Source organism: Nakamurella panacisegetis (assembly GCF_900104535.1).
Lineage (GTDB): Bacteria > Actinomycetota > Actinomycetes > Mycobacteriales > Nakamurellaceae > Nakamurella > Nakamurella panacisegetis.
The window spans coordinates 2,813,982-2,832,450 of the sequence record NZ_LT629710.1; the positions used below are offsets into that span (position 1 = coordinate 2,813,982).

12 protein-coding genes are annotated in these 18,469 nt (G+C 67.7%); 9 read left to right on the forward strand and 3 right to left on the reverse strand.

What is annotated here, in order from left to right:
* Positions 1 to 92: 92 nt before the first annotated feature.
* From nusG to rplL, 6 genes are all read left to right on the forward strand, one after another.
* Positions 93 to 893 carry a transcription termination/antitermination protein NusG gene (gene nusG / locus BLS97_RS12465; RefSeq protein WP_090482105.1) on the forward strand — a complete coding sequence of 267 codons (801 nt, stop codon included), beginning with the start codon at positions 93 to 95 and terminating at the stop codon, positions 891 to 893.
* A gap of 82 nt (positions 894 to 975) precedes the next feature.
* Positions 976 to 1,410 (forward strand): 50S ribosomal protein L11, encoded by a 435-nt coding sequence (gene rplK, locus BLS97_RS12470; RefSeq protein ID WP_090476294.1) that lies wholly within the window; start codon positions 976 to 978, stop codon positions 1,408 to 1,410.
* 167 nt (positions 1,411 to 1,577) lie between these two features.
* Positions 1,578 to 2,291, forward strand: coding sequence for a 50S ribosomal protein L1 (gene rplA, locus BLS97_RS12475; protein WP_090476295.1), 714 nt, complete (start codon positions 1,578 to 1,580; stop codon positions 2,289 to 2,291).
* A 200-nt stretch (positions 2,292 to 2,491) separates the two neighbouring features.
* Positions 2,492 to 3,427: a hypothetical protein gene (locus tag BLS97_RS12480; protein ID WP_157695384.1), complete on the forward strand. Its 936-nt coding sequence runs from the start codon at positions 2,492 to 2,494 to the stop codon at positions 3,425 to 3,427.
* 277 nt (positions 3,428 to 3,704) lie between these two features.
* Positions 3,705 to 4,310 carry a 50S ribosomal protein L10 gene (rplJ, locus tag BLS97_RS12485; protein ID WP_090476299.1) on the forward strand — a complete coding sequence of 202 codons (606 nt, stop codon included), beginning with the start codon at positions 3,705 to 3,707 and terminating at the stop codon, positions 4,308 to 4,310.
* Positions 4,311 to 4,421: 111 nt separating this feature from the next.
* On the forward strand, positions 4,422 to 4,808 hold the full coding sequence (rplL, locus tag BLS97_RS12490; protein ID WP_090476301.1) for a 50S ribosomal protein L7/L12: 387 nt from the start codon (positions 4,422 to 4,424) through the stop codon (positions 4,806 to 4,808).
* Between the two features lie 125 nt (positions 4,809 to 4,933).
* Here rplL and BLS97_RS12495 read toward each other — a convergent pair whose 3' ends face one another.
* Complete coding sequence (locus tag BLS97_RS12495) at positions 4,934 to 5,497, reverse strand: hypothetical protein (RefSeq protein WP_090476303.1); 564 nt, start codon at positions 5,495 to 5,497, stop codon at positions 4,934 to 4,936.
* 159 nt (positions 5,498 to 5,656) lie between these two features.
* Between BLS97_RS12495 and BLS97_RS12500 the strand changes: the two genes are divergently transcribed.
* From BLS97_RS12500 to BLS97_RS12510, 3 genes are all read left to right on the forward strand, one after another.
* Positions 5,657 to 6,040 (forward strand): VOC family protein, encoded by a 384-nt coding sequence (locus tag BLS97_RS12500; RefSeq protein WP_090476305.1) that lies wholly within the window; start codon positions 5,657 to 5,659, stop codon positions 6,038 to 6,040.
* Between the two features lie 761 nt (positions 6,041 to 6,801).
* Positions 6,802 to 10,260, forward strand: a complete 3,459-nt coding sequence (gene rpoB, locus BLS97_RS12505) for a DNA-directed RNA polymerase subunit beta (protein WP_157695385.1) — start codon at positions 6,802 to 6,804, stop codon at positions 10,258 to 10,260.
* Positions 10,261 to 10,434: 174 nt separating this feature from the next.
* The gene (locus BLS97_RS12510) at positions 10,435 to 14,397 is read left to right on the forward strand and encodes a DNA-directed RNA polymerase subunit beta' (protein ID WP_090476308.1); all 3,963 of its coding nucleotides are present in this window, start codon (positions 10,435 to 10,437) and stop codon (positions 14,395 to 14,397) included.
* Between the two features lie 528 nt (positions 14,398 to 14,925).
* Here the strand turns inward: BLS97_RS12510 and BLS97_RS23520 are convergent.
* Positions 14,926 to 16,257: an Ig-like domain repeat protein gene (locus BLS97_RS23520; protein ID WP_197676158.1), complete on the reverse strand. Its 1,332-nt coding sequence runs from the start codon at positions 16,255 to 16,257 to the stop codon at positions 14,926 to 14,928.
* Positions 16,258 to 16,316: 59 nt separating this feature from the next.
* Positions 16,317 to 18,455, reverse strand: coding sequence for an elongation factor G-like protein EF-G2 (locus BLS97_RS12520; protein WP_090476310.1), 2,139 nt, complete (start codon positions 18,453 to 18,455; stop codon positions 16,317 to 16,319).
* Positions 18,456 to 18,469: the final 14 nt, after the last annotated feature.

The window sequence follows — 18,469 nt, forward strand, 5'->3', positions numbered from 1 at the left end:
GTGGATCGGCCAGTACCGCCGGCATTACCCCATGTGCCGCGTTCATCGACGATGACCGCAGCCAACACGCAGTTGTGAAGCCAGATGAGGAAGTGAGTTCCACCGTGTCGAGCCCTGTCGATTCCACCGGCAACCCAGAGTTGGCCGAGGACGTGTCGACCGACGAGACCACCGGCGATGCCGAGTTGGTTCTTGCCGACGACGAGAACAACGGGGAACCTGCCGTTGAAGCCGCGCCCGCCGAAGACGCGCCCGAGTCGGCTCCGGCTGACATCGACGCCGAACCGGTCGACCCCATCGCGGAGCTGAAGGCGTCTCTTCGCCGTGCGGCGGGCGAGTGGTACGTCGTGCACTCCTACGCCGGCTACGAGAACAAGGTCAAGACCAACCTCGAGACCCGGATCAAGTCCCTGGACATGGAGGAGTACATCTTCCAGATCGAGGTCCCGACCGAAGAGGTCACCGAGATCAAGAACGGCCAGCGCAAGCAGGTCCAGCGCAAGGTCTACCCGGGCTACATCCTGGTCCGCATGGATCTGACCGACGCGTCCTGGAGTGCTGTCCGGAACACTCCGGGCGTCACCGGCTTCGTCGGGGCCACGGCCCAGCGGCCCTCGCCGCTGTCGATCGACGACGTCGTGAAGATCCTGGTCCCGGCCGCGCCGAAGAAGGCCGCCGCCGGCGAAGGGAATGTGACGGCCGGCTCGAGCGTCCGTACCGAGGTCGACTTCTCCGTCGGCGAGTCGGTCACGGTCATGGACGGCCCGTTCGCGACCTTGCCGGCCACCATCAACGAGGTCAACGCCGACGCCCAGAAGCTCAAGGTGCTCGTGTCGATCTTCGGTCGTGAGACTCCCGTCGAGCTGTCGTTCTCCCAGGTCGCCAAGATCTGAATCCAGTCTTCGGACCGACCGCTCCCCAGCGGCGACGGCCCGGATATCCGCACCACACACCCAGCAGAAATCAGGAAGAGAAATGCCTCCGAAGAAGAAGAAGCTTGCAGCGGTCATCAAGCTGCAGATCAAGGCCGGAATGGCCAACCCGGCACCGCCGGTCGGACCCGCGCTCGGTCAGCACGGCGTCAACATCATGGAGTTCTGCAAGGCCTACAACGCTGCGACCGAGTCGCAGCGTGGGGACGTCGTCCCGGTCGAGATCTCCGTGTACGAAGACCGTACGTTCGACTTCAAGCTGAAGACCCCTCCCGCTGCTCGGCTGCTCCTCAAGGCCGCCGGCGTCGAGAAGGGTTCGGGCACCCCGCACACCACCAAGGTGGCCAGCATCACGGCCGCCCAGGTGCGCGAGATCGCCACCCTCAAGCAGGTCGACCTGAACGCGAACGACATCGACGCCGCCGCCAAGATCATTGCCGGCACCGCGCGCTCGATGGGCATCACCGTCCAGGGCTGACCCAGTCCCGCGCATATCGATCTGCTTGGCGCAGACGGATCTGCCCGTTTCGGCGGGCAACCGCCACTCATCCGGCGGTTCGATATGCGCAGCACCACCAGTGGGAGGGCCCGCGCCGGCCCGAACAACCACGAACTCCACCCATACTTGATATTCAGGAGAAGGAAATGAAGCGCTCCAAGGCCTACAAGGCCGCTATTGAGCTCGTCGACCGCGAGAACCTGTACAGCCCGCTCGAGGCGGCCGCACTCGCTCAGAAGACGTCCGCGACCAAGATGGACAGCACTGTGGAGGTTGCCCTCCTGCTGGGTGTCGACCCCCGCAAGGCTGACCAGATGGTCCGTGGCACCGTCAACCTGCCCCACGGCACCGGCAAGACGGCTCGCGTCGTCGTGTTCGCCGTCGGCGACAAGGCCGCCGAGGCCGAGGCCGCCGGCGCCGACGTGGTCGGCAGCGATGACCTGATCGCCCGCATCCAGGGTGGCTGGACCGATTTCGACGCCGCCATCGCGACGCCGGACCAGATGGCCAAGGTCGGCCGTATCGCCCGTGTCCTCGGACCGCGTGGCCTGATGCCGAACCCGAAGACCGGCACCGTGACGGCCGACGTGGCCAAGGCGGTCACGGAGATCAAGGGTGGAAAGATCAACTTCCGCGTGGACAAGGCCGCCAACCTGCACCTGGTCATCGGCAAGGTCTCCTTCCCGACCGAGAAGCTGGTCGAGAACTACGCCGCCGCCCTCGACGAGGTGCTGCGCTCCAAGCCGTCCGCGGCGAAGGGCAAGTACGTCAAGAAGGTCTTCTTCTCCACCACCATGGGCCCGGGCATCCCGGTCGATCCGGCACGGACCCGCAACCTGCTCGAGCTCGAAGAAGGCTGACCCGCGCTGCGCGGGCTGGGGCCGCGCACACACATCACGAAAGACCCCCGACCGGGAACCCGGTCGGGGGTCTTTCGTCGTTCCGACCGTGCGCGGTCGCCCACGCGGAGCGCGGTGCGGGGCCGCCGGACGGCAATGGCATGCTGACGCCCAACAGAGCGCCTGGTCGTGGGAACCTGGGGGCGGAAAGTGGGGGATTCATGTTCCGAGAGCGCCGACGTCCGACTGTCCGCGGCGGGGTGTGGCGGCTGGCCGCCGGGCTCACCGCCGTCCTGATCACGGCGGCCTGCGCCACCTCCGTGTCCGGCTCCGCGTCTCCGGTGGCCGGTGCGGTCGACCTGCCGTCGTCGACGGCGGCAACCGGCCCGATCACCATCGCCTCGACCGCTCCGACCGGGATCAGCTCCCATCGGACCTCCTCGGCCTCGCCGACCGTGGTGTCCCACGTTCCGCGGACCACCGGGACGGACTCGACGAGCAGGCCGTCCGAGGCGACCACCGGCGGAAAGATGGATGGTCCGACGTTCGCCCGGAAGCTGGAAGCCGCGAATGCCACGGTGAAGACCGTCCGCGGATCGCTGAGCATGGCGTCGTCCACGATCTCCATGGACGGCACGTTCAGCGAGACCCTGTCAGGTCCCAGCGTGTCCGGTCTGTCGATGTCGGTCTTCATCAAGGCCGGAGGGCAGAGTCTTCCGATGAGTTTCCTGCTCGTCGGGGGGAAGGTGTACCTCGGGGGTGACACCGTCCTGGCCGCGGTTGGTGCGGGGTCGAAGAAGTGGGCGCTGGCCAGCACAGCATCGTCGAACTCCACCCTCCGCGCGCTGGCCCAGCAGATGGACGGACTTACCACGTCGGCCGGCGTGTCCCAGTACCGCGAGCTCGCGGCGGCGGCGACCGCCATCCAGGATGGCGGGGTACAGAAGGTCGCCGGCAAGAGCGCCCACCGATACACCCTGACGACGCTCACCTCCGGCGAGGTCGACGTCTGGGTGGATTCGTCGTTCCGGCTGGTCCGAGTCGCGACGAACACGACGATGAGCGGATCGAAGACGGCCATCACCATGACGGTCAGCGGTTACAACTCGGCGGTCGTGATCAAGGTACCGCCCGCAGCCGACGTCTTCACCGGGTGAGACCTCCCGCGCCGGACTGATTTGGTGCTTCACCGGGTGGTCCCGTAGCCTGGAACAGTTCCACCGAAGACCGTCGGCTCCCGCGTGCCCTGTGAAGGGTTTCGCGGGCGAAGGTTCGCGAGACGCGAATGGCCCACGCAGGAGGACGAGGTTCCCGAGCAGGTTCACCTGCCTCCACGCCCCGTGCCCTTGCGGCCGGGGCGTTTGTCGTTCCTGCGGTCGGTGGTCACGAGCCATGTTTGTTCCGCACGAACTACGAACGAGGAAGGAGGCGAGGATGGCAAAGCCCGACAAGGTGGCGACTGTCGCCGAGATCGCGGACCAGTTCCGCAATTCGTCCGCCGCGGTCGTCACCGAATACCGCGGTCTGACGATGTCGCAGCTCACGACGCTCCGTAAGTCTCTGGGCAGCGACACCGCCTACACCGTCGCCAAGAACACCCTGGTCAAGCGGGCAGCCGCTGACGCCGGGGTGGAAGGTCTGGACGATCTGTTCACCGGCCCGACGGCCGTCGCATTCATCAGCGGCGAGCCCGTTGACGCTGCGAAGGTGCTCCGCGACTTCGCCAAGGCGAACCCGCTGCTGGTCATCAAGGGCGGTCTGCTCGACGGCAAGGCGCTGGATGCCAAGGAGGTCGGCAAGCTGGCCGACCTGGAGTCCCGCGAGGTGCTGCTCGGCAAGATGGCCGGCGCCATGCTGGCCACACTGACCAAGGCGGCGATCGTCCTCAACGCTCTTCCGTCCCAGGTGGCGCGGCTCTCCGCGGCCCTGGTCGAGAAGCGCACCGAGGAAGAGGGCGCACCGGCTGTGGCCGACGCCCCCGTCGAGGACGCCCCGGCGGCCGAGGCGACCACGCAGGAGACGGCCGAAGTTTCGGTCTGATCCGACCAGTAGCACCCGGTCGGATCGACCGGTACACCCCAACCCTCACGTGACACCCTGCGAACGCATCTGCTGATGCGGGGGATACGTACCAATGAAAGGACGCCCATCATGGCGAAGCTCACCACCGACGAATTGCTCGAGGCCTTCAAGGAACTGACCCTGATCGAGCTCTCCGAGTTCGTCAAGCAGTTCGAAGAGACCTTCGGCGTTACCGCCGCCGCTCCGGTTGCCGTTGCCGGCCCGGCCGGCCCGGCCGCCGCCGCCGAGGTTGCCGAGGAGCAGGACGAGTTTGACGTCATCCTCGAGTCCGCCGGCGAGAAGAAGGTCCAGGTCATCAAGGCCGTCCGCGAGCTCGTGTCGGGCCTCGGCCTGAAGGAAGCCAAGGACCTGGTCGACGCTGCTCCGAAGGCGATCCTCGAGAAGGCCACCAAGGAGGCCGCCGAGGCCGCCAAGGCCAAGCTCGAAGAGGCCGGCGCCAAGGCGACCGTCAAGTAATTCCGCGCATCCGCGCCGCCGCCCGATTGGGTGGCACCTGCATCACCGCCGCTGGGGCGGAACCACGAAGGTGGTTCCGCCCCAGCAGTCTTTTTGCTGGGCCGGCGAAGCCGCCGCCACGAACCTCAAGGGAGTTCCATCGCCTCCGCCCGGGCGATCTCCGCGAAGGCCGCGTCCAGGTAGCGAACCAGCGGGCGGCCCCCGGTCGACAACAGGTCGGCCAGCAACAGGGGAGCGTGTCGCCCGTACTCGGCCGCCGTCGGGGCCCGCGGCACGATCGGACGGTCGCCCGGCAGGTCAGGGTCCCGCCAATCGGCGGCGACCGATGGCCGGGCGACTTCCTGGTAGGTGACTCCGGGCTCGTGGATACCGAGGGCGCTCGACAGCACGGCGAGCAGGGCCTCCACCCGGACCGTGTCGGCCGGTAGCCACAGGGTGGTTGCGGCGTAGGACCGGCTCAGAACGGTTCGGATGTCGTCGGCGTCGAGACCGTCGACGTGCTGGTCTTCCAACAGTTGGCGAATCAACGCGCCCAGCAGCAGCCCGGTCGGCTCCGCCGGTTGCGCCGACAGCTCGACGACGGCCGCTTCGAAGGCCGGTCGATCGGCCGACTGCGCCGCGTCGACGGCCAACAGGACGGCCGTACCGATCCCCCGGGCCGGCCCACCGAGTTCACGCCAGGACACCATGTGACTCCTCGGACTGCCGGTTCGGCTGGGACGGTCGGTAGCGGTCACGTTAGCCACGGACACCGACACCCGGGTTGTTGCGTCCGGCCGCTCAGCCCGTCGCGGTCCCGGCCGGCTCTCGCCGTGCGCTGCCACCGGCGACCGTCTACCTTCTTGGCCATGATCGATCACTTCGGGGTTCAGGTCCGTGACGTCGACACCTCGGCTGCGTTCTACCTGAAGGTCTTCGCACCGGTCGGCTTCCGCGAGGCCATGCGCATACCGGTAGGGGACACCGCGGTCGTCGGGTTCAGTGGTCCGGACGGCAATCCGCAGTTCTGGATCTCGCCCTTCGAACCGGGCACTGAGCCCAGTCGCGGTCTGCACATCGCTTTCCCCGCCGCCGACCGCGACCAGGTCCGGGCGGTCCACGCGATCGCCGTGGCCGACGGCATCGAGGTGCTGCACGCCCCGCGGGAATGGCCGGAGTATCACCCCGGCTACTACGCGGTGTTCCTTCGCGACCCGGACGGTAACAACGTCGAGGCGGTGTGCCACCACTAGTGTCGGGGCGGCCACGGCTGCTGATGAGCCGGTCCGGGAGTGGAACGAGACGGTGGCGGTGGCGGCGAGGGTCACGCTCAAGGCACTGTCCCCCGCGGCGATGGCCACATCCTGATCCGATGCGGCATCCGGTCAGGACCGTGCACATGGTGTTGCCGCAGATCGGACCACGTACGCGCGGACGGCCCGCGATCGGGGGCGGGGAGAAATTGATCGGCCAGCCTTCTTGACGGATCGCTCCTGGCGGGCCACGCTTGGTCCAGCGACGTCGGCTCCCGTGTGGTCTCGGGCGCCGTTCCCCGCGAGGTTGGAGCTGTGCGGTAGGGCCCGAAGATCGCTGTGAAGCACCGGTTGCTCGTGACAACCAGGTGGTAGCCATCGAAGAGTCGGCCCCCCGGCATCCGCCCGCCAGGGCACGTCTGGACAGTTGTGTCCATTGCTGCTAGGCTGCGTGTTTGCGCTGCCTACTTTTTGCTGCCATCGACCGGTTCGGCCCCTTCGCCAGGGCTGGGTCGTGCGTGATCAGGCAAAACTTCGGCGGGCGCCGTCAGTCTCGCGGTCACCGCGTCGTCATCCTCAAGGAGGGGTCCGGATCAGCAAATCGTTTCGGACCCAGCCGGTGGCGACCCCAGGGAATCTCGAGCCGGACGGCATCGTGCCCGCGTCAGGCAGATCGTAGTACAGGAGTTCGATCGAAGTAACGGCAACACCAGCACGACAGCACAGTAGACCGACGGCGCTTGTCCTTGGAAGGACGCATCTTGGCAGTCACGAGTTCGCCCAAGACCACCTCATCGACCTCTGGCGGGACCACGAAAAGGGTCTCCTTCGCGAAGCTTCGCGAACCGCTGGAGGTACCGAATCTTCTCGCCCTGCAGACCGAGTCCTTCGAATGGCTCGTGGGCGCGAAGGCCTGGAAGGATCGGCAGTCCGAGCCGACCCCCAGTGGCCTCGACGAGATCTTGGAAGAGATCTCCCCGATCGAGGACTTCTCCGGGAACCTCTCCCTTTCGTTCATGGATCCCCGGTTCGACGACGTCAAGGCGAACGAGGAGGAGTGCCGGGACAAGGACATGACCTACTCGGCGCCGCTCTTCGTCACCGCCGAGTTCATGAACGCCGAGACCGGTGAGATCAAGTCCCAGACGGTCTTCATGGGTGATTTCCCCATGATGACGAGCAAGGGCACCTTCATCATCAACGGCACCGAGCGTGTCGTCGTCTCGCAGCTGGTCCGCTCCCCGGGCGTGTACTTCGACCGGACGCTGGACAAGACCGCGGGCAAGGAGGTGTTCGCCGTTAAGGTGATCCCCTCCCGCGGTGCCTGGCTCGAGTTCGACATCGACAAGCGCGACACCATCGGCGTCCGCATCGACCGCAAGCGCCGTCAGCCGGTCACCGTGCTGCTCAAGGCGCTGGGTTGGGACACCGAGCGCATCCGCGAGAAGTTCGCGTGGTCGCCCGTCCTGCTGGCCACCTTGGAGAAGGACCACATCGCCGGCACCGACGAGGCCCTGCTGGACATCTACCGCAAGCTGCGCCCGGGCGAGCCGCCGACAAAGGAATCCGCGCAGGCCCTGCTGGAGAACCTGTTCTTCAAGGACAAGCGCTACGACCTGGCCAAGGTCGGTCGGTACAAGCTGAACAAGAAGCTCGGCCTGAACTCGCCGACGTCGGTGGGCACCCTCACCGAGGACGACCTGATCTCGACCGTCGAGTACCTGCTGCGTCTGCACGACGGCCAGGAGAACTGGACCATCCGTGGCCAGAACCTGCCAGTGGAGACCGATGACATCGACCACTTCGGCAACCGCCGGCTGCGCACCGTGGGTGAGCTGATCCAGAACCAGATCCGGGTCGGCCTGTCCCGCATGGAGCGTGTGGTCCGCGAGCGGATGACAACCCAGGACGTCGAGGCCATCACGCCGCAGACTCTGATCAACATCCGACCGGTCGTCGCCTCCATCAAGGAGTTCTTCGGCACGTCGCAGCTGTCGCAGTTCATGGACCAGACCAACCCGCTGGCCGGTCTGACCCACAAGCGTCGTCTGTCCGCCCTCGGGCCGGGCGGTCTGTCCCGTGACCGCGCCTCGCTCGAGGTCCGTGACGTGCACTCCTCGCACTACGGACGTATGTGCCCGATCGAGACCCCGGAAGGCCCGAACATCGGCCTGATCGGCTCGCTGGCCACCTTCGCCCGGGTGAACCCGTTCGGTTTCATCGAGACCCCGTACCGCAAGGTCGAGGCCGGTTCCGTCACCGATGAGATCAACTACCTCACCGCCGACGAGGAGGACCGTTACGTCATCGCCCAGGCCAACGCGAAGTTGGACGCGTCCGGCCACTTCTCCGAGGCCCGCGTGCTCGTCCGTCGTAAGGGCGGCGAGGTCGACCAGGTCACGCCGGACCAGGTCGAGTACATGGACGTCTCCCCGCGCCAGACGGTCTCCGTCGCCACCGCGATGATCCCGTTCCTGGAGCACGACGAGGCCAACCGTGCGCTCATGGGCGCCAACATGCAGCGTCAGTCCGTCCCCCTGCTGCGCAGCGAGTCTCCGCTGGTCGGCACGGGTATGGAAGCGCGCGCGGCGGTCGACGCCGGAGATGTCGTCATCGCCGAGAAGGCCGGTGTCGTCGAAGAGGCGACCGCCGACTACGTCTCGGTGATGGCCGACGACGGCACCCACCGCACGTACCGGTTGCACAAGTTCCGCCGCTCCAACCAGGGCACGAGCTTCAACCAGAAGCCGATCGTGGACGAGGGTCAGCGGGTCGAGGCCGGCGACGTCCTCGCCGACGGACCTTGCACCGACGGTGGCGAGATGGCGTTGGGCAAGAACCTGCTCGTCGCCTTCATGCCGTGGGAAGGTCACAACTACGAAGACGCGATCATCCTGAGCCAGCGGATCGTCCAGGACGACGTGCTCACCTCGATCCACATCGAGGAGCACGAGATCGACGCCCGCGACACCAAGCTCGGGCCGGAGGAGATCACCCGGGACATCCCGAACGTCTCCGAGGACGTGCTGGCCGATCTGGACGAGCGCGGCATCATCCGCATCGGGGCCGAGGTCCAGGACGGCGACGTCCTGGTCGGCAAGGTCACGCCCAAGGGCGAGACCGAGCTCACCCCGGAGGAGCGGCTGCTCCGCGCCATCTTCGGTGAGAAGGCGCGGGAAGTCCGCGACACCTCGCTCAAGGTGCCGCACGGCGAGACCGGCAAGGTCATCGGCATCCGCGTCTTCAACCGCGAAGAGGACGGGGCCGAGCTGCCTCCTGGCGTCAACGAGCTGGTCCGCGTCTACGTGGCCCAGAAGCGGAAGATCCAGGACGGCGACAAGCTCGCCGGCCGTCACGGCAACAAGGGCGTCATCGGCAAGATCCTCCCGCAGGAGGACATGCCGTTCCTCGCCGACGGCACCCCCGTCGACATCGTGCTGAACCCGCACGGTGTTCCCCGCCGGATGAACGTCGGCCAGATCCTGGAGACCCATCTGGGCTGGGTGGCGTCACAGGGCTGGGACATCGAGGGCACCCCGCAGTGGGCGCAGTACCTGGACGACAGCGCGCGCTCGGCGACGGCGTTCACCCGCACCGCCACGCCGGTGTTCGACGGCGCCACCGAGGACGAGATCATCGGGCTGCTCGGCAGCACGACCCCGACCCGCGACGGCGAGCGTCTGGTCAAGGAAGACGGCAAGGCGCTGCTGATGGACGGCCGCACCGGCGAACCGTTCCCGTACCCGGTGGCCGTCGGCTACATGTACATCATCAAGTTGCTCCACCTGGTGGACGACAAGATCCACGCCCGGTCGACCGGTCCGTACTCGATGATCACCCAGCAGCCGCTCGGCGGTAAGGCCCAGTTCGGTGGCCAGCGCTTCGGTGAGATGGAGTGCTGGGCCATGCAGGCCTACGGCGCGGCGTACACGCTGCAGGAGCTCCTGACCATCAAGTCCGACGACATCGTGGGCCGCGTCAAGGTCTACGAGGCCATCGTCAAGGGCGAGAACATCCCGGAGCCGGGTATCCCCGAGTCGTTCAAGGTGCTCCTCAAGGAGCTCCAGGCCCTGTGCCTGAACGTCGAGGTGCTGTCGAGCGACGGCGCCACCATCGAAATGCGTGACACCGATGACGACGATCTCGAGCGGGCCGCGGCCAACCTCGGAATCAACCTGTCCCGCAACGAGTCGGCCTCGGTGGACGAACTCGTGAATTGATCTGGAAGCCATCGTCGAGGTGAGGCGGTCGGCCGGCTGGAAACCGGCCGCCGCCCACCGCGATGAGAAGTTCCCGCTTCCTACCCCCGGGTGCACCGCAAGTGCCACCGAGCTTCCGGACGAGAGTCCGGAAGCGGTGCCCCACCCTTTTGACAAGACAGGGACGTGCAATCAGTGCTCGACGTCAATTTCTTCGACGAGATCCGAATCGGTCTGGCGGCCGCGGACGATATCCGTACCTGGTCTCACGGCGAGGTCAAGAAGCCCGAGACCATCAACTACCGCACCCTCAAGCCGGAGAAGGACGGGCTCTTCTGCGAGAAGATCTTCGGTCCGACCCGCGACTGGGAGTGCGCCTGCGGTAAGTACAAGCGTGTCCGGTTCAAGGGCATCATCTGCGAGCGCTGTGGCGTCGAGGTCACGCGGGCCAAGGTGCGCCGTGAGCGGATGGGCCACATCGAACTGGCCGCCCCGGTCACTCACATCTGGTACTTCAAGGGCGTTCCGTCGCGCTTGGGCTACCTGCTCGATCTGGCCCCGAAGGATCTCGAGAAGATCATCTACTTCGCGGCCTACCTGATCACGTCCGTCGATGACGAGCAGCGTCACAACGACCTGCCGACCATCGAGGCCGAGATGTCGGTCGAGCGCAAGAACCTGGAGAACCTCCGCGACGCCGACATCGACGCCCGGGCCAAGAAGCTCGAGGCCGACCTGGCCGAGCTCGAGGCCGAGGGCGCCAAGTCCGATGTCCGCCGCAAGGTCCGCGAGGGTGGCGAGCGTGAGCAGCGCCAGATCCGCGACCGCGCACAGCGCGAGATCGACAAGCTGGACGAGGTCCTCGACCTGTTCAAGAAGCTCAAGGTCCGCGACCTGATCATCGACGAGATCCTCTACCGCGAGCTGCAGGATCGCTTCGGCGACTACTTCTCCGGTGGCATGGGCGCCGAGGCGCTCAAGAAGATCATCGCCGACTTCGACATCGACAACGAGGCAACCTCGTTGCGCGACACGATCAAGAACGGCAAGGGTCAGCGCAAGATCCGCGCCATCAAGCGCCTCAAGGTCGTCGCTGCGTTCCAGTCGACGAACAACTCGCCGCTGGGCATGGTGCTGGACTGCGTTCCGGTCATCCCGCCGGAGCTCCGCCCGATGGTGCAGCTGGACGGTGGCCGCTTCGCGACCTCCGACCTCAACGACCTGTACCGCCGCGTGATCAACCGCAACAACCGGTTGAAGCGACTGATCGACCTCGGTGCACCCGAGATCATCGTCAACAACGAGAAGCGGATGCTGCAGGAGGCCGTCGACGCGCTGTTCGACAACGGCCGCCGCGGCCGGCCGGTGACCGGACCGGGCAACCGCCCGCTCAAGTCGCTGTCCGATCTGCTCAAGGGCAAGCAGGGCCGGTTCCGTCAGAACCTGCTCGGCAAGCGCGTCGACTACTCCGGCCGGTCGGTCATCGTCGTCGGCCCGCAGCTGCAGCTGCACCAGTGCGGTCTGCCCAAGCTGATGGCTCTCGAGCTGTTCAAGCCGTTCGTGATGAAGCGTCTGGTCGACCTGAACCACGCGCAGAACATCAAGTCGGCCAAGCGCATGGTCGAGCGTCAGCGCTCGCAGGTGTGGGACGTCCTCGAAGAGGTCATCAACTCGCACCCGGTGCTGCTGAACCGCGCGCCGACCCTGCACCGTCTGGGCATCCAGGCCTTCGAGCCGATGCTGGTCGAGGGCAAGGCCATCCAGCTGCACCCACTGGTCTGTGCCGCGTTCAACGCCGACTTCGACGGCGACCAGATGGCGGTCCACCTTCCGCTGTCGGCCGAGGCCCAGGCCGAGGCCCGCGTGTTGATGCTCTCGAGCAACAACATCCTGTCGCCGGCGTCGGGCAAGCCGTTGGCCATGCCGTCGCTCGACCTCGTCACCGGTCTGTACTACCTGTGCGGGCTGGACGAGAACGCGAAGGGTGCTCACCACATTCTCGATGACGGTGACCTAGAAGAGGCCCGAGGCCAGCTGCGCTCGTACTCGTCCTCGGCCGAGGCCCTGATGGCCCTCGACCGCGGCGAGATCGAGGTGCGGACGCCGATCAACATCCGGCTGCACGGGGTCGTTCCGACCGAAGGCGCCGAGTTGCCCGAGGACTGGAAGGCCGGCGATCCCTGGACCGTCAGCTCCACCCTGGGTCGCGTCCTGTTCAACGAGCTGCTGCCCGCCGGGTACCCGTTCGTCAACCAGGAGCTGCCGAAGAAGGTGCAGGCCGCGATCGTCAACGATCTGGCCGAGCACTACCCGATGTCCCTGGTTGCGCAGACCTTGGACAAGCTCAAGGAAGCCGGCTTCCACTGGGCCACCCGCTCCGGCATGACCGTCGCCATCGGCGACGTCATCATCCCGGAGTCCAAGCCCGCGATCCTGGCCAAGTACGACGGCCAGGCCGAGACGGTGGAGAAGGCGTACCAGCGAGGCAACCTCTCGCCGGAAGAGCGTCGCGAAGACCTGGTCAAGATCTGGGAGGCGGCCACCAAGGAGATCGAGGCGGCCATCCCGCCGGCCTACCCGAAGGACAACCCGGTCTACACCCTGGTTGCCGCCGGTGCCGCCGGTAACTGGATCCAGGTTCGAAGCCTCGCCGGTATGAAGGGTGTCGTCGCCAACTCCAAGGGCGTCCAGATCCCGCGGCCGATCCGGAACTCGTTCCGCGAGGGCCTGTCGGTGCTCGAGTACTTCATCAACACGCACTCGGCCCGTAAGGGTCTGGCCGACACCGCGCTCCGTACGGCGGAGTCGGGTTACCTGACCCGTCGTCTGGTCGACGTGTCGCAGGACGTCATCGTGCGCGAGTCCGACTGTGGGACCGAGCGCGGCGTCGACCTGCCGATCGCCGCGGCCGGCCCGGACGGCGTGCTGCGTACGGATGAGTTCGTCGAGACGTCGATCCAGGCTCGTGTCCTGGCCGTCGATGCCGTCGACAAGGACGGGAACGTCGTCGTCCCGGCCGGTACCGACATGCGGGAGTGGCACGTGGCATCGGCGGTCGCCGCCGGGATCACGTCGCTGAAGATGCGTTCGGTGCTGACCTGCGAAGCGGCCATCGGCACCTGTGCCGTTTGCTACGGACGCAGCCTGGCTACCGGCCTGCTGGTCGACGTCGGCGAGGCCGTCGGTGTCGTTGCCGCGCAGTCCATCGGTGAGCCGGGTACCCAGCTGACCATGCGTACCTTCCACACCGGTGCCGCCTCTGGGTCCTCGGACATCACCCAGGGTCTGCCCCGCGTGCAGGAGCTCTTCGAAGCCCGTATCCCGAAGGGCAAGGCGCCGATCGCGGACGCCGCCGGACGGATCCGGATCGAGGACGCGGACAAGTTCCTGCGCATCGTCATCGTTCCGGACGACGGCAGCGAAGAGGTTGTCTACGACAAGCTGCCGAAGACCCAGCGACTGGCCACCATCACGGTGGACGGCAGCGAGCGTCTGCTCATCGACGGTGACACCGTGGCCGTCGGGCAGCACCTGCTCGAGGGCAACGTCGACCCGCACGAGGTCCTGCGTGTGATGGGCCCGCGTCGGGTGCAGCTGCACCTGGTCCGCGAGGTCCAGGAGGTCTACCGCTCCCAGGGTGTGTCGATCCACGACAAGCACATCGAGGTCATCGTTCGTCAGATGCTCCGTCGCGTCACGATCATCGACTCCGGCTCGACCGAGTTCCTGCCCGGTGCCGTGATCGAGCGCAAGGAGTTCGAGGCGACCAACCGCCGCATCCTCGCCGAAGGTGGCGAAGCGGCGGCCGGCCGCCCGGCTCTGATGGGTATCACCAAGGCCTCGCTGGCTACCGACTCGTGGCTCTCGGCCGCCTCCTTCCAGGAGACGACCCGGGTGCTCACCGACGCGGCGATCAACGCCAAGTCGGACAAGTTGGTCGGCCTGAAGGAGAACGTCATCATCGGCAAGCTCATCCCGGCCGGTACGGGCATCGCCCGCTACCGCGACATCGCGGTGCAGCCGACCGAGGAAGCGCGTGCGGCGGCGTACTCGATGGCGTCGTTCGACGACACCTACTACGGCAGTGACACCTTCGGTGTCGCGGCCGGAACCGCGGTGCCGCTGGACGACTACGACATGGGTCGCGACTACCGCTGATCCACCGCATCAACCGGACGGCCCGGCTCTCCCACCCACGTGGGGGAGCCGGGCCGTTCGGCGTTGGGGACCACCCGGCGGACCACCTGGCGCACCGTCCCGGCCGTCGCGAGTGGCTGCGACACCGGTCCGTCGCCGGCACACCGGCTCCCGATCGGCCAGCGGGGGTGCGGGCGGCCAGCGGGTGTGCGGGCGGCCAACGGTTGTGCGGACGGCCAGCGGGGGTGCGGACGGCCAGCGGGGGTGCGGACGGCCAGCGGGTGTGCGGACGGCCAACGGTTGTGCGGACGGCCAACGGGTGTGCGGACGGCCAGCTGGTGTGACGACAAGCCCGCGGGTGTGACGACAAGCCCGCGGGTGTGACGACAAGCCCGCGGGTGTGGGGTTGGCCAGTGCGGACCCGGTGACGAGTTCCGACCGGCCCGACCCCATCCAGCCGAGGCTGACCACAGCAGAAGAGCCGGTCCGCCCCTTTCGGGCGGACCGGCTCCTCGTTCAGCACTGGACCCCTGCAGGTCGCGCCGACCTCTAGTAGGGGGCGTAGCCGAAGACGTAGACCTGGTCCCCGACGTGCAGAGAGTTGAAGTACGTCTGCGCAGCCGACTGGGTCAGGTGGATGCAGCCGTGCGACTGCACGTACACGCTGCCCTCGTGGAACGCGATGCCACCGTCGAAGAACACCGAGTACGGCATCGGGGCGTTGTTGAACTCCGACGAGTGGTGGTTGATGTCCTTCCAGTACACGGTGAACATGCCGGCATTGGAGCGGTAGCCGGGGCGTCCCGAGGTCATCACCACCGGGCCGTAGGTGATCCGGCCACCGCTCTGCAGCCAGGTGACCGAATGGGTCAGATCGACGCAGGCGCGTGCGCTCACCGGGCAGGGGGTAGCGGGCGCCGTGATGGTCGCCGAGCGCGTGGCCGTGCCGTGGTTGGAGTCGCCGGCATACTGTGCCGTCAACGTGTGCCGGCCGGCCTTCAGGGCCGGGATGGTCAGGGCAGCTGCCCCGGCCGACAGCCGGGAGGCGCTGCGGGCCGTTCCGTCGACGAACAGGGTGACCACGCCGGTGGCCTTCGTTCCGGCCGACGTGATCCCGACCCGGACGATGCCGCCGGTGCCGTAGGCCAGGCTGGTCGGTGCGCTGAGATTGAGCGTGCTGGCAGCCTTGGCCGTATTGAGCACGACCGGTCGGCTGGACGGGGCGGTGTAGGCGTTACCGGAGTAGGTCAGGGTGAAGTTGGCCCGGCCCGCGTTCCAGCTCACGCTCGGCCGGAACTTGAGCGGGCCGCTGCTCGGCACGGCCAGCTTCTGGATGGTTCGGCCGCCGAGCATGAGGGAGGCCGTCCCGGGCGACACCTTGGGGCCGTTCACCACAACGTTCAGCGCGGCCTTGCCGCCGAAGACGACCGGCAGGGGGACCGAGACGTACCAGGTGGGCCTGGCGCGAGTCACGTCGAACGCCCGGTCTGCTCTCGACGACGCAACCGCGAGGTTCGGCGCCGGGACGTAGACCGCCCGTACGACATGCCGTCCGACCGACGCACCGGTTCCGATCGAGACGGAAGCAATGCCGGAGATGGGCAGAGCGACGGTCGCGACGAGGGCCTGGTCGAGGTAGAACCGGACGCTGCCCGGGCGGGCATGCTGACCGCTGTCGCGGACCACCGCCCGAGCCACCGTCGCCGTGCCGTAGCCCCGGGCTGTCGGGGTCACGGTCAGGGTCGTTGTCGTCGGCTGGGCGACCACCGTCGGACCGGCCGCAGCGGCCATCCCGGACCCACCGAACAGCACGACGGCGACCAACGCGATCAGCGTGAGAATGGCCGGGGTCCCCGGCCGGGTGTGTTGCCGTGTGCTCACATGCAGTCCTTCGATGGGCGGGGTTGAAGCTTGAGCGTATCCGGCGAACGGCCCCACTATCACGACTTGGCCTGCAGCCGGTCGAGCACTGCGTCCGGAGCGGGGGCATGGCGGAGATACTCCCGGCGGAATTGACCGCTCCCGCGCGCGAGCGAGCGGAGATCGGCCGCGTAGCGCACCAGCTCGACGGCCGGTACGTCGGCCTGCACCTGGGAGCGGCCGGCGCCGACGGCCGCGGTGCCTCTGACGCGTCCGCGGCGGGACGACAGGTCGGCCAGGACGGCGCCGACGAATTCGTCGTCCACCGTGATCTCGATGCTGTCAACGGGCTCCAGCACCTGCACTCCGGCGGTGGAGCAGGCATTCTTCAGGGCCAGCGCCCCGGCCAGCTGGAAGGCGGCATCAGACGAGTCGACGCTGTGCGCCTTGCCGCCCACCAGGGTGACCCGGAGGTCGACCATCGGGTGGCCGGTGACGCCCCGTTCCAACTGCTGCCGGACGCCTTTCTCGACACTGGGGATGTACTGGCGGGGCACGGCGCCGCCGACCACCCGATCGACGAACTCGAACCCGTTGCCCTCGGCCAACGGCTCGACCTGCACCTCGACGATGGCGTACTGACCGTGGCCGCCGGACTGCTTCACATGCCGACCCAACCCGTCGGCGGCGGACCGGATGGTCTCGCGCAGTGGCACCAGCACCGGGTGGGTGGTGATCTCCACGCCGGCCCGGGTCCGCAGCCGGTCCAGCACGACGTCGAGCTGAGCGGTCCCGACCGTCCAGATCACCATCTGCTCGGTGTCCGGGTCGACCTCGACCCGTACGGTCGGGTCCTCGGCCTGGAGCCGGGCCAGCGCCTGCATCAACTTGTCCTCGTCGCCGCTGGCCCGCGGGGTCACGGCGGTGGGCAGCAACGGCTCTGGGATCGTCCACGGCGGCAGGACGGCCGGTTGCGTCGGGTCGGACAGGGTGTCGCCGGTCTCGGCATGGGCCAGCCGGGCCACGGCGACGATGTCGCCTTCGACCGCCCGGGCGACGGGCTGCAGGTTCGCGCCGACCGGCCTCGACACGGCTCCGACCCGCTCGTCGAGGTCATGGGCCGGATGCCGCTGCTCGTCCCGGTCCAGTCCGGAGAACGCGGACAGGTGCCCGCTGACGTGCACCGGCGAGTCCGGCGTGAGCACACCCCGGTAGACCCGGACAAGACTGACCCGCCCGACGTACGGATCGGTGGTCGTCTTGACCACCTCGGCGACCAGTGGCCCGTCGAAGTCGATCGGACCCAGCGTGGCTCCGGCCGGGCTGAACAGGTCGATCGGGTGTTCGCGAGGGTCGGGGAACGCCCGCGCGATCAACTCGAGGGCCTCCGGAACCCCGAGGCCCGTGGTCGGGACGACCGGCACGACCGGGTGGAACGCGCCGCGGGCGACCGCCTTCTCCAGGTCGGCGACCAGCGTGTCGAACTCGATCACCTCACCGCCCAGGTAACGGTCGAGCAAGGTGTCGTCCTCCGATTCGGTGATGATGCCCTCGATCAGCGCGTCCCGATCCGCCGCCGGGACGGTCGCCGTCTCCGAACGTGAACGGTGCCGTCGGTCGGCATCCAGCCGGTACGCGGTCCCCGACAACAGCCCGACCAGGGTGTCGCCGTCGGGCACGTACAACGCCTGGACGCCGGCGCCGAACGACTCCCGGCACTCCTGCACGGCCGACGCGAAGTCGCCGCGCGGTTGGTCGATGTGGGTCACCACGATGGCCCGCGGCGTACCGGCCGCGGCACACTCCTGCCACAGGGCCCGGGTCGGGGCGTCCACCCCGTCGACCGCTGACACCACGAACAAGGCGGCGTCTGCGGCGCGGAGGCCGGCGCGCAGTTCGCCGACGAAATCGGCATGGCCCGGGGTGTCCACGAGATTGACCCGCACCGGGTCGGGCCGACCCAACAGGGACGGATCGGCCAGCGTGGTGGAGGCCACCGTCATGGACACCGAGTGCCCCAGCCGCTTCTCGATGTCGTCGTGGTCGAGTGCGGTGGTGCCCTCCGCGACACTGCCGGCCCGGTTGAGCTCCCCGGTCAGGTACAGCACCGACTCGGCGAACGTCGTCTTGCCCCCGCCTGACGGGCCGACCAGGGCGACGTTCCGGACCCGGTCGGCCCTGGTCTGGGACGGCACCGGGATGGGTCCGTTGGTGGTCATGTCGCCTCCGGGCA

Coding starts and splice junctions, on each gene's coding strand:
- rplK (WP_090476294.1), top strand. CDS start 976: ATGCCTCCGAAGAAGAAGAAGCTTGCAGCGGTCATCAAGCTGCAGATC.
- rplA (WP_090476295.1), top strand. CDS start 1,578: ATGAAGCGCTCCAAGGCCTACAAGGCCGCTATTGAGCTCGTCGACCGC.
- BLS97_RS12480 (WP_157695384.1), top strand. CDS start 2,492: ATGTTCCGAGAGCGCCGACGTCCGACTGTCCGCGGCGGGGTGTGGCGG.
- rplJ (WP_090476299.1), top strand. CDS start 3,705: ATGGCAAAGCCCGACAAGGTGGCGACTGTCGCCGAGATCGCGGACCAG.
- rplL (WP_090476301.1), top strand. CDS start 4,422: ATGGCGAAGCTCACCACCGACGAATTGCTCGAGGCCTTCAAGGAACTG.
- BLS97_RS12495 (WP_090476303.1), bottom strand. CDS start 5,497: ATGGTGTCCTGGCGTGAACTCGGTGGGCCGGCCCGGGGGATCGGTACG.
- BLS97_RS12500 (WP_090476305.1), top strand. CDS start 5,657: ATGATCGATCACTTCGGGGTTCAGGTCCGTGACGTCGACACCTCGGCT.
- BLS97_RS12520 (WP_090476310.1), bottom strand. CDS start 18,455: ATGACCACCAACGGACCCATCCCGGTGCCGTCCCAGACCAGGGCCGAC.